Below are 13,186 nucleotides of genomic sequence, written 5' to 3' on the forward strand. Positions count from 1 at the left end.
GGTCGCGTGTTCCGTCCAGAGCGCGTCCACGGTCTGCGCGGACCGGGAGAACACCGTCATGGGACGGCTGCCCGACTCGTCCGCGGCACCCACCGAGACTTGCACCTGGACGGCGCCCCGCGCGGGCAGCGTCAGCGGGGCGGCCAGCGCCAGCTCCTCGACCCGGTCGCAGCCGACCTCGTCGCCTGCCCGCAGCGCCATCTCCACCAGGGCGGCGCCCGGAACCACGACCTCGCCGAGGATGACGTGATCAGCCAGCCAAGGCTGCGATCGCACCGACAGGCGGTTGGAGAACAGGAACCCGTCCGATCCGGCGAGTTCCGCGCTCGCGCCGAGCAGCGGGTGCTCCACGTCCACCAAGCCGAAACCGGAGACGTCGCCGTTCCGGGTCGGCAGGTTCGGCCAGAACCGCCGGTGCTGGAAGGCGTAGGTGGGCAGATCGATCCTGCGCGCCCCCGTGCCCTCGAACGCCGGTGCCCAGTCGACCTCGACGCCGGAGACGTGCAGTCGAGCCAGCGCCGTCAGCAGCGCCGGTTCCTCGGCGCGATTCTTGCGGAGCACCGGAGTCGCCACCGCGTCCTCGGGGATGGAGTCGGCCGCCATGGCGGACAGGACACCGTCCGGCCCGATCTCCAGGAACGCCGTGACACCCCCATCAGCGAGATCCGCGACCGCGTCGGCGAACCGCACGGAGTCCCGCACGTGCCGCACCCAGAACTCGGGCGAGGTCACGTCGCCGGAGGTGACGACGGGAATGCTCGGCGTGTGGAACGACACACCGCTGATCGCCTCGCGGAAGTCATCGAGCATCGGGTCCATCAGCGGCGAGTGGAACGCGTGCGACACGCTCAGGCGCGCGGACTTCCACCGCGAGGACACCGCGAGAACGGACTCCTCGTCACCAGCCAGGACCACCGATGTCGGGCCGTTCACCGCCGCGATCGCCACACCATCGATGAGGTGTGGGAGGACCTCGTCCTCGCCGGCCTGCACCGCCACCATCGCCCCGCCCGACGGCAACGCCTGCATCAACCTCGCCCGCGCGCTCACCAGCACGCAGGCATCCTCCAGCGAGAACACACCCGCCACGTGCGCAGCAGCGACCTCACCGATCGAATGACCCGCCACGTAATCCGGCCGCACACCGAACGACTCGACCAACCTGAACAGCGCGACCTCGACCGCGAACAACGCGGGCTGCGCGTTGCCGGTCTGCCTCAGCAGTTCAGCATCCGCACCCCACATCACATCGCGCACCTCGGGGGCCAGGTGCGCCAGCACGGTGTCCAGGGCTTCGGCGAACACCGGGTAGCGGTCGTAGAGCTCCCGGCCCATGCCCAGACGCTGCGAGCCCTGACCCGAGAACAGCATCGCCAGCGAGCCTTCGCGGGCGACGCCGGTGGCGACCTCCGAGATGTTGTGGTCCTCCGCCAGCAGGACCGCGCGGTGCTCGAACGTCGACCGCGAGGTCACCAGCGAGAGACCGATGTCGGTGGGAGGTTCGTCCCACTCGCGGAGTCGTGCGACCTGCTCGTCCAAGGCGGCCTCGGACTTCGCCGACACCACCCAGGGCACCACCTCCGGGACGGTCTGCCCCTCGGGCTCCTCGACGGCGGGTCCCTGCTCCAGGATCACGTGCGCGTTCGTGCCGCTCACACCGAACGACGACACCCCCGCCCGGCGAGGGCGGCCCACTTCCGGCCACTCGGTGGCCGCAGTCAGCAGCTCGACCGTTCCCGCTTCCCAGTCCACTTGCGACGACGGCGTCTCGGCGTGCAGCGTGCGGGGCAGCTGACCGCGCCGCATGGCGGTGATCATCTTGATCACACCGGCAACACCGGCAGCTGCCTGCGTGTGCCCGATGTTGGACTTGATCGACCCTAGCAACAACGGCTGCTCACGATCCTGCCCGTACGTCGCCAACAGCGCCTGAGCCTCGATCGGATCGCCCAGCGTCGTACCCGTACCGTGCGCTTCCACCACGTCCACGTCCGACGTGGACAAACTCGCGCTGGCCAACGCCTGGCGGATCACCCGCTGCTGCGACGGACCGTTCGGGGCGGTGAGCCCGTTCGACGCACCGTCCTGGTTCACCGCAGAACCCCGCACCACCGCCAGAACCGGGTGACCGTTGCGCTGAGCATCCGACAGGCGTTCAAGCACCAGCAGGCCCACACCCTCCGACCAACCCACACCGTCGGCCGAATCGGCGAACGACTTGCACCGACCATCCGGCGACAAGCCACCCTGCCGCGAGAACTCCACGAACGGGCCCGGTGTGGACATCACGGTCACGCCGCCGGCCAGCGCGAGGGAGCACTCGCCGCTGCGCAGCGACTGCGCCGCCCAGTGCATCGCCACCAGCGACGACGAACAGGCCGTGTCCACCGTCACCGCAGGGCCCTCGAACCCGAGGGCGTAGGAGACACGACCGGTGGCGATGCTGGGAGAGCTGCCTTGTCCCTGGTGGCCTTCGAAGTCACCGCCGTTGAGCAGACCGCTGTAGTCGCTGTACATCAACCCGGCGAACATCCCGGTCTGGGTGCCGCGCAGCGACACCGGGTCGATGCCCGAGCGCTCGATCGCCTCCCATGCGACCTCCAGCAACAACCGCTGCTGGGAGTCCGTGGCCAGCGCCTCGCGGGGGCTCATCCCGAAGAAGTCCGCGTCGAAATCGGCGGCGTCCCGGAGGAACCCACCGGATCGCGTGTACGAGGTGCCGACGTGGTCGGGGTCCGGATCGAACAGGGTGTCCAGCGGCCAGCCACGATCGGTCGGGAACTCCGAGATCGCGTCGACCCCGTCTGACACCAACCGCCACAGGTCCTCCGGCGACGACACGTCGCCCGGGTACCGGCAGGCCATGCCCACGACCACGACGGGGTCGACAGCGGTGTTCCCCAGGACCGGCACGTTCGCAACGTCCTGCGCACCCGTGCCGAACAGTTCGTCGTTGAGGTGCTCGGTGAGGGCATGGGCGTTCGGGTAGTCGAAGACCAGCGTGGCGGGCAGCCGCAGACCGGTGGTGGAACCGAGCCGGTTGCGCAGCTCCACCGCCGTCAGCGAGTCGAAGCCCGAGTCCTGGAACGCTCGCGACGGGTCGATCGCCTTGCCCTCGGCGTGCCCCAGCACAGCGGCGACCTCGCCGCGGACCAGGTCGAGCAGCGCCTCCGAACGTTCAGCCGCGCCCAGCCCGCTCATGCGTGCGACCAGCGATTCCGCCGCTCGCGATCCGGCCAGTGATCGTCGCGAGCGGGTCCGCACGAGCCCGCGCAGCAGCGGCGGAACCTCACCGCCCGACCGCAGCACCGCCAGGTCCAACCGGACCGGCAACACCACTGGACGAACGGTGGACAACGCGGCGTCGAACAGCTGCACACCCAGTTCGGTGGACAGCGGCGGCATCCCCGATCGGCCCAGCCGCTCAGCATCCACATCCGAGGCCATCCCCGCCTGCTCCCAAGCACCCCACGCCAGCGAAGCGCCCGGCAGACCAAGAGAACGCCGATGCTCGACCAACGCGTCCAGGAACGCGTTGCCCGCCGCGTAATTACCCTGACCCGGGCTGCCGAACGTTCCAGCTGCCGAGGAGAACACCACAAACGCCGAGAGATCCTCCGCCAGTTCGTGCAGGTGCCAAGCCGCATCCACCTTCGGCCGCAAGACCGCATCCACACGTTCAGAAGTGAGGGACTCGACCACACCGTCGTCGAGAACACCCGCCGCATGCACCACCGCCGACACCCGGTGCTGCTGCAACAGATCCACGACCGCATCTCGATCGGCCACATCACACGCAACCACACCGACGCGGGCGCCCGCGTCGGTCAGCTCAGCCGCCAACTCACCAGCACCCACCGCACCCAGACCCGAACGGCTCACCAGCAACAGGTCACGAACACCGCGCTCAGCGACCAGGTGCCGCGCCATCACAGCACCCAAACCACCCGTACCACCGGTGACCAACACCGAGCCATCCACACCCCACTCAACCGGCTCGTCCCGCGGCGTGACCCTCGCCAACCGAGCGGCCAGCACCTCGCCGTCGCGCACCAGCACCTGCGGCTCGGCAGATCCGAGAGCCGCTGCCAGCAAGTCGGAATCCACGGGTCCTGCGTCCAGATCTAGCAAACCGAACCGGCCCGGATGCTCCGACTGCGCCGACCGCACCAAGCCCCACACAACAGCGGCAGCCACATCAGCACCCGACACCGCGCCCCGCGTCACGAACACCAGACGCGAACCGTCGAACCGCTCCTCAGCCAACCACTCCTGGATCGAACCCAGCGCGTACGACGCACGAGCATGAGCGGAGTCCACGACACCACCGGCACCGCCGACCACCGGCACCAACACCACACCGGCATCTACGGTGGTCAAGTCGTCATGGCGAATTCCGGGCAAACCCAACGCGTCCGGCCCCACCACGGCGCACTCCGGCGCCTCCGCACCGGCCGAGACCGGAACCCACTCCACGCCGAACAGCGAATCGCGCGCCACCTGCGCATCGCTGACCTCGTTGTGCGCGAGCTCGCGCACGACCAGGGACTCCACAGTCGCAACCGGAACACCGCCGGCGTCGGCCAGCGCAATCCGCATCGACCCGTCGTGGGCCACCGACAGCGCCACCCGCAGCTCGGAGGCGCCCGAGGCGTGCAGCGAAATTCCCCGCCAGGAGAAGGGCACACCAGCGGACGTGCCCTGACCGACGAGCGCCAGCGCGTGCAGGCTCGCGTCCAGCAGGGCGGGGTGCAGGCCGAATCCGCTGGTGTCCACGCCTTCCGGCAGCACGACATCGGCGAACACCTCGTCGCCGCGTCGCCACGCCGAGCGCAGGCCCTGGAACGTCGAGCCGTAGTCGAAACCGGCCTCGGCGAAGCGGTCGTAGAAGCCGGCGACCTCCACCGGTTCGGCGCCCGCAGGCGGCCACACCGCCGTGTCGAAGTCGTGGGACAGCGCTTCGAGACCGAGCAGCCCGACGGCGTGCTGCGTCCAGGGAAGTTCCGCGTCGTGCTCGGGCCTGCTGTGGACGGTGATGGAGCGGTGGCCGGAGTCCTCCGCCGGGCCGACGCGCAGCTGCAGCTGCAGCGCGCCCTGCTCCGGCAGCACCAGTGGCGAGGAGAGCGTCAGCTCCTCGATCCGCTCGCACCCCGCCTCGTCGGCGCCCCGGATCGCCAGCTCCAGCAGGGCGGCTCCGGGAACGAGCACCTGCCCCTGCACGACGTGATCGGCCAGCCACGGCTGGGACCGCACCGACAAGCGGCTGGTGAACAGGAACCCGTCCGAATCCGCGAGCTCCGCCGCCGCCCCCAGCAGCGGGTGCTCCACCGATGCCAGGCCGGCGCCGCGCACATCACCCGACTCGCCCGACACGTCGGGCCAGTACCAATGGCGTTCGAAGGCGTAGGTGGGCAGGTCGATCCGACGAGCGCCCGTGCCTTCCAGCACCCGCTCCCACCGCAGGTCCGCACCGGCCGAGTGGAGCTTGGCGAGCGCGGTGACGAGCGCGGTCTCCTCGTCGTGGTCCTTGCGCAGGACCGACGTGATCACCGAAGCGTCCGGCGCGGATTCGGCCGTCATCGCGGAGAGCACGCCGTCCGGCCCGATCTCCAGGAACGCGTCCACACCCAGCTCGTCCAGCGCCCGCACGCTGTCAGCGAACCGCACGGTATTCCGCACGTGCTGCACCCAGAACTCCGGCGACGTCACGTCACGCCCAGAACCCGGAAAATCTCCGTACTCCGGTCCCCGACTTCCACTGAAACCCGGAACCCGGCCGGTGACCAGCGGGATCACCGGCTGCTGGAACGACACACCGCTGATCGCCTCGCGGAAATCCTCCAGCATCGGATCCATCAACGGCGAGTGGAACGCGTGGGAGACCTCCAAGCGCGTCGACTTCCACCGCGAGGACACCTCCAGCACCGCGGCCTCATCACCGGCCAAGACCACCGACGACGGGCCGTTCACCGCCGCGATCGACACACCATCCGTGAGGTGCGGCAGAACCTCCTCCTCACCGGCCTGCACCGCCACCATCGCGCCACCCGACGGCAGCGCCTGCATCAACCTCGCCCGAGCGCTGACCAGCGTGCACGCGTCCTCCAACGAGAACACACCAGCGACATGGGCAGCAGCGACCTCACCGATCGAATGCCCCGCGAGATGGTCCGGCCGCAACCCGAACGACTCCACCAAGCGGAACAGCGCCACCTCGACCGCGAACAACGCGGGCTGCGCGTTGCCGGTCTGGTTCAACGCCTCCGCGTCCTCACCCCACATCACATCGCGGACCGCAGGGTCCAGATGCCCCAGAACCGCCTCCAAGGACTCGGCGAACACCGGGAACCGGTCGTAGAGATCCCGACCCATCCCCAACCGCTGCGAACCCTGACCCGAGAACAACACCGCCAAGGGAGGCTCACCGGCCAGGCCACGCGCGACCTCGACCACGCCGCTGTCCGAGGTAAGCAACACCGCGCGGTGCTCGAACACCGCTCGCGACGTCACCAGCGAGAGGGCGACATCGGCAGGTGCCGCGTCGAGGTCGCGAAGTCGCGCGATCTGCTCGTCCAACGCCGCCTCGGACTTCGCCGACACCACCCACGGCACGACGCCCGGCGTCACCCGCGGCTCGTCCGCGGGTTCCTCGACGGCAGGACCCTGCTCCAGGATGACGTGCGCGTTCGTGCCGCTGACACCGAACGACGACACACCGGACCGGCGAGGCCGACCCGTCTCCGGCCACTCCGCGGGAGCTCCCAGCAGCTCGACCGAACCGGCTTCCCAGTCCACGTGCGACGACGGTACGTCCGCGTGCAGCGTCCGCGGAACCACGCCGGTGCGCATCGCCATGACCATCTTGATCACGCCCGCGACACCGGAGGCGGCCTGGGTGTGCCCGAGGTTCGACTTGATCGAACCCAGCAGCATCGGCTGTTCGCGTTCCTGCCCGTACGTGGCGAGCAGCGCCTGGGCCTCGATCGGATCGCCCAGAGCCGTACCGGTTCCGTGCCCCTCCACCACATCGACGTCCGAAGTGGACAGACTTGCGCTGGCCAACGCCTGGCGGATCACCCGCTGCTGCGAGGGACCGTTCGGGGCGGTGAGCCCGTTCGACGCGCCATCCTGGTTCACCGCGGAACCCCGCAGCACCGCCAGAACGCGATGACCGTTGCGCTGCGCATCCGACAGCCGCTCCAGCACCAGCAGACCAGCGCCCTCGGACCAGCCCACGCCGTCGGCCGCATCCGAGTAGGACTTGCACCGGCCGTCCGCGGCCAGGCCGCGCTGGCGGGAGAAGACCACGAAGGACGCCGGGGTCGACATCACGGTCACACCGCCGGCCAGCGCCAACGAGCACTCGCCGTGCCGCAGCGACTGCGCCGCCAGGTGCATCGACACCAGCGACGACGAACAGGCCGTGTCCACCGTCACCGCCGGCCCCTCGAACCCGAAGGTGTAGGAGACGCGACCGGACAGCACGCTCTGCGCGGTGCCGGTGCCCTGGTAGCCCTCGAAGGTCTCGCCGTCCAGCAGCGTGCCGTAGTCGTTGACCATCACACCGGCGAAGACGCCCGTCTGGCTGCCCTGCAGCGACGTCGGGTCGATGCCGGCCCGCTCGATGGCCTCCCACGCCGTCTGCAGCACCAGCCGCTGCTGGACGTCGGTCGCCAGCGCCTCTCGCGGTGACATCGCGAAGAAGTCCGCGTCGAACTCGCCCGCGTCGTGCAGGAATCCGCCCGCGTTCGCGTAGGAGGTCCCCGATCGGTCCGGATCGGTGTCGAACAGGCCCCCCAGGTCCCAGCCCCGGTTGGTCGGGAACCCGGTGATCGCGTCTGAGTCCTCGGTGACCAGCCGCCACAAGTCCTCCGGCGACGACACACCACCCGGGTACCGGCAGGCCATCCCCACGATCACGATCGGGTCGTCGTCGAGCGACGGGAGCGGCGAAAGGGGCGCGGGCGTGTCGAAGACCACGCCGAACAAGTCGTCGCGCAGGTGCTCGGCGAGCCTGGTCACCGTCGGGTAGTCGAACACCGAGGTCGCGGACAGCCGGGTGCCGGTCGCCGCCGTCAACCGGTTCCGCAGCTCCACCGCGGTCAACGAGTCGAAGCCCAGGTCCTGGAAAGGACGCGAGGGATCGACTCCCCCGGCGCTCGTGTGCCCGAGCACGGCCGCCACCTCGTCGCGGACCAGCTCCACCAACCGCTCGGTGCGCTCGGCTCCGGTCAACGCGGCGAGGCGATCCCCTAGCGCTTCCGTCTCAGCGCGGGACGCCGCCGACGTCCGCCGGATCGGCGTGCGGATCAGCCCTCGCAGCAGGGGCGCGAGCTCTCCGCGAGCGCGCAACGCGGGTAGGTCGAGGCGCACCGGCAGGAGCTGCGGCTCGCCGGTTCCCAGCGCCGCGTCGAACACCTCGACGCCCTGCTCCACCGACAGCGGGCGGACTCCCATCCGCGAGATCCGCTGGAGGTCCGCTTCGGAGAGCTCGCTCGTCAGGCCGACCGACTGCTCCCACGCACCCCACCCCAACGACACGGCAGGGAGCCCGCGCTCCCGCCGGTACCGCGCCAGACCGTCGAGGAAGGCGTTGCCCGCTGCGTAGTTGCCCTGCCCGGCGCCTCCGAAGGTGGCCGCGGCGGAGGAGAACAGGACGAACGCCGACAGGTCCCCGGCGAGTTCGTGCAGGTGCCAGGCGGCGTCGACCTTCGGGGCCAGCACGGTGTCGACGGCCTCGGGCGTCAGCGACTCGATCACGCCGTCTTCGACGACGCCCGCGGTGTGCACCACGGCTCGCACCGGGTGCTGCTCCAGCAGTGCGGCGACCGAGGCGCGATCCGTCACGTCGCAGGACACGACCTCCGCGGTGGCGCCCTGCTCGGTCATCTCGGCGACGAGCTCTTCGGCTCCCTCGGCGTCCGGGCCCCGGCGGCTGACCAGCAGCAGGTCGCGCACGCCGTGCCTGCTCACCAGGTGACGGGCCAGCACAGCGCCCAGGCCACCGGTGCCACCGGTGATCAGCACGGTACCCCCGCCGTCCCAGGCGGGTTCCTGCTCGGAACCGGTCGCCCGGCCGATGCGCGGGGCGAGCACCTGGTCACCGCGGATCAGCACCTGCGGTTCGTCGCTGGTGAGCGCGCGGGCCACCGCCTCAGGTCGGGTTCCGGGCTCCACGTCGACCAGCACGAACCGTCCCGGGTGCTCGGTCTGCGCCGACCGCACCAGGCCCCACACCGCCGCGCCGGTCAGGTCCTCGCCCGAGGTCGCGCGGCAGGTCACGAACACCAGTCGCGAGTCGGTGAACCGGTCTTGCGCCAACCAGTCCTGCAGGAGCTCCAGGACGCGCGTGGTCGCCGCGTGGACGGAGCCGACGACGTCCTCGCCGTCACCGACGACGGGCACCAGGAGCACGACGGCGTCGACGTCGGCCAGGTCGTCGTGCGCCGCTGCGGCCAGGCCGAGGTCGTCCGGGCTGAGCACGGCCCATTCGGGGTCGATCGCCTCCGAGGTGGCGACGGGAGTCCAGTCGAGCTGGAACAGCGCATCGCGCGCTGCCGATGCGTCGGCGAGTTGTTCGGCGGGCAGTTGCCGGGTGACGAGGCGGTCGATCGTGGCCACCGGGGAGCCGGTGGCGTCGGCGACGGAGAGCACCGTCGTGGCGTCCGGTCCCGGGGCGAGCCGCATCCGCACCACCGAAGCGCCCGAGGCGTGCAGCGACACGCCTTGCCACGAGAACGGCAAACCGCTCCGGCTGAGCGCGCCGACGTCGCCGAAGCCCGATGCGTGCATTCCGGCGTCCAGCAGGGCCGGGTGCAGGCCGAAGTCCTCGGCGCCGACGCCGTCCGGAAGCGCGACTTCGGCGAACAGTTCGTCACCACGGCGCCACACCGCACGCAGCCCGCGGAACACCGGGCCGTAGTCGAACCCGACCTCGGCGAACCGCTCGTAGCAGCCGGCCACGTCGACGGGCTCGGCACCGGCAGGCGGCCAGGCACCCAGGTCGAACGTCGGATCGGCCGCCGTCACGGCGAGCACGCCGCTGGCGTGCTGGGTCCAGACCCTCTCACCCTCGTCCGCACGGCGGGAGAAGATGGCCACCTGTCGTCGGTCCGATTCGTCGGCAGCACCCACCGACACCTGGACCTGCACGTCGCCCTGCGGGGGCAGCACCAGCGGTGCGGACAGCGTCAGTTCTTCGACGTGGCCGCAGCCCACCTCGTCGCCAGCGCGAATCGCCAGTTCGAGGAAACCGGTGCCGGGGAAGAGAACTCGTCCGTGCACCACGTGATCGGCGAGCCAGGTGTGGGTGCGCAGCGTCAACCGGCTGGCGAGCAGGAACCCGTCCGAGCCCGCCAGTTCTGCTCCGGCGCCCAGCAGCGGGTGTCCGACCGATTCCAACCCGGCGGAGCGCACATCGCCCGATGCGGTGACGGGCCGGGGCCAGAACCGCTCGCGCTGGAACGCGTACGTCGGCAGGTCCAGTCGTCGCGCACCGGTGCCCGCGAAGAACCGCGCCCAGTCCACATCGACACCGGCCACGTGCAACCGCGCCAACGCATCGACCAAAGCCGATCCCCCATCGCGACCCTTGCGCTGCGCAGGAACCACAACCGCGCCCTCCGACACGGAATCCGCGGCCATCGCCGACAAGACACCACCCGGCCCGAGTTCCAGGAACGCGTTCACACCCCGCTCCCCCAACGCCCGCACGCTGTCAGCGAACCGCACGGTCTCCCGCACATGCCGCACCCAGAACTCCGGCGACGTCATGTCACCGTCAAAACCCGAATTGCACCCGTGCTCCGGTCCCCGACTCCCACTGGAATCGGGAACCCGACTCCCACTGAAATCCGGGACTTGATTTCCACTGAACTCCGGGGCCTGATCTCCACTGAAATCCGGAACCCGGCCGGTGACCAGCGGGATCACCGGCTCCTGGAACGACACACCGCTGATCGCCTCGCGGAAATCCTCCAGCATCGGATCCATCAACGAGGAGTGGAACGCGTGGGAGACCTCCAAGCGCGTCGACTTCCACCGTTCCGACATCGCCAGCACCGGGGCCTCATCACCGGCCAAGACCACCGACGACGGGCCATTGACCGCCGCGATCGAGACACCGTCCGTGAGGTGCGGCAGGACCTCGGCCTCGCTGGCTTGCACCGCCACCATCGCGCCACCCGACGGCAGCGCCTGCATCAACCTCGCCCGAGCGCTGACCAGCGTGCACGCATCTTCCAGGCAGAACACACCAGCCACGTGCGCGGCTGCGATCTCACCGATCGAATGCCCCGCCACGCAATCCGGCCGCAACCCGAACGACTCCGCCAAGCGGAACAGCGCCACCTCGACCGCGAACAACGCGGGCTGGGCGTTGCCGGTCTCATTCAGCGCTTCCGCGTCCTCACCCCACATCACATCCCGCACCGCCGGATCCAGATGCCCCAGAACGACGTCCAAAGACTCGGCGAACACCGGGAACCGGTCGTAGAGATCCCGACCCATCCCCAACCGCTGCGCACCCTGACCCGCGAACAACACGCCCAACGACCGCTCACCAGCCACGCCGCGCGCCGCCTCGACCACGGCATCGCGGGAGGCGAGACGCACCACCCGGTGCTCGAACGTCGAGCGGGAGGCGGCCAGGGAATAGCCGATGTCGACCGGCGAGAGGTGCGGGTGGCGCTCCGCGAACGAGTCGATCCGATCGAGCTGCGCCGCCAGCGCGGCCTCCGACTTCCCCGACACCACCCACGGCACCTCGACGAGATCGGACACCCCCTCGGGATCGGGCAGCGCGGCTTCCGGAGCCTCCTCGATGATCAGGTGCGCGTTCGTGCCGCTGACGCCGAAGGCCGACACCCCAGCCCGGCGCGGCCGATCACCCCGCTGCCACTCCCGGGGCGAGCTCAGCAGCTCCACCGCACCGGCGGACCAATCCACGTTGGACGATCGGCTCTCGACGTGCAGCGTCTTCGGCAGCACGCCGTGGCGCAGCGCCATGGCCATCTTGATCACGCCGGCGACACCCGCAGCGCCCTGCGGGTGGCCGACGTTCGACTTGATCGAGCCCAGCAGCACCGGCTGCTCGCGGTCCTGCCCGTAGGTCGCCTGAACAGCCTGGGCTTCGATCGGATCGCCCAGGGTCGTGCCCGTGCCGTGAGCCTCGACCACGTCGACGTCTCCGGCCGAGAGGTTCGCGTTGTCGAGGGCGGTCCGGATCACCCGCTGCTGCGACGGCCCGTTCGGGGCGGTCAACCCGTTCGACGCGCCGTCCTGGTTGATCGCCGAACCGCGCAGCACGGCCAGCACCTCGTGGCCGTTGCGCTGCGCGTCCGACAGCCGCTCCAGCACGAGCACGCCGACGCCCTCGGACCACCCGGTCCCGTCAGCGGAATCGGAGAACGCCTTGCACCGGCCGTCCGGCGCCAGACCGCTCTGCGAGCTGAACGCGGTGAACGCGTTGGGCGTCGACATCACCGCCACGCCACCGGCCAGCGCGAGGGAGCACTCGCCGCCGCGCAGCGACTGCATGGCGTTGTGCAGGGCGACCAGCGAAGAGGAGCACGCGGTGTCGACCGTGACCGCCGGTCCCTCCAGCCCCAGCAGGTAGGAGATGCGTCCCGAGAGCACGCTCGCGGCGAACGCCGTGGTGGAGTACAGGCCCACGTCCTCGCTGGAAGCCGCGAGGAGTTCGCTGTAGTCCTGGCCGGTGGTGCCCATGAACACGCCGGTCCGGCTCGAGCGCAGCGAAGCGGCGTCGATGCCCGACCGCTCGACGGCCTCCCACGAGACCTCCAGCAGCAGCCGCTGCTGCGGGTCCATGGCCACGGCCTCGCGCGGCGAGATGCCGAAGAAGCCCGCGTCGAACCCGGCGACGTCGGACAGGAAACCGCCCTGGGAGGTGGCGCTGGAGAGCTCGCTGACGTCCCAGCCGCGATCCGCGGGGAACTCCGAGATGACGTCGCGCCCCTCGGCCACCAGCTCCCACAGCTCCTCGGGCGAGGACGCACCGCCCGGGTACCGGCAGCCCATCCCCACGATCGCGATGGGCTCCACCGCGGCGGCGATGAGCTGCTGGTTCTGCTTGCGCAGGCGATCGTTCTCCTTCAAGGACGAGCGCAGAGCCTCGACGTACTGCTTCTCAGAGCTGCTCATCGGTTTCCTTTGATCGCCGTGTCTT

At 70.2% G+C, this 13,186-nt stretch carries 1 protein-coding gene (only partly in view); it reads right to left on the bottom strand.

Going from position 1 to position 13,186, the window contains the following annotated elements; genetic code table 11:
• Nucleotides 1-13,161: the start of a type I polyketide synthase gene (locus E1161_RS17520; RefSeq protein WP_132624590.1), read on the bottom strand. 17,232 nt of this gene lie to the left of the window's left edge; the window shows 13,161 of its 30,393 coding nt (coding positions 1-13,161); it begins with the start codon at nucleotides 13,159-13,161; the stop codon falls past the left edge of the window.
• Nucleotides 13,162-13,186: the final 25 nt, after the last annotated feature.

It is taken from the genome of Saccharopolyspora aridisoli (genome assembly GCF_004348445.1).
GTDB lineage: Bacteria > Actinomycetota > Actinomycetes > Mycobacteriales > Pseudonocardiaceae > Saccharopolyspora > Saccharopolyspora aridisoli.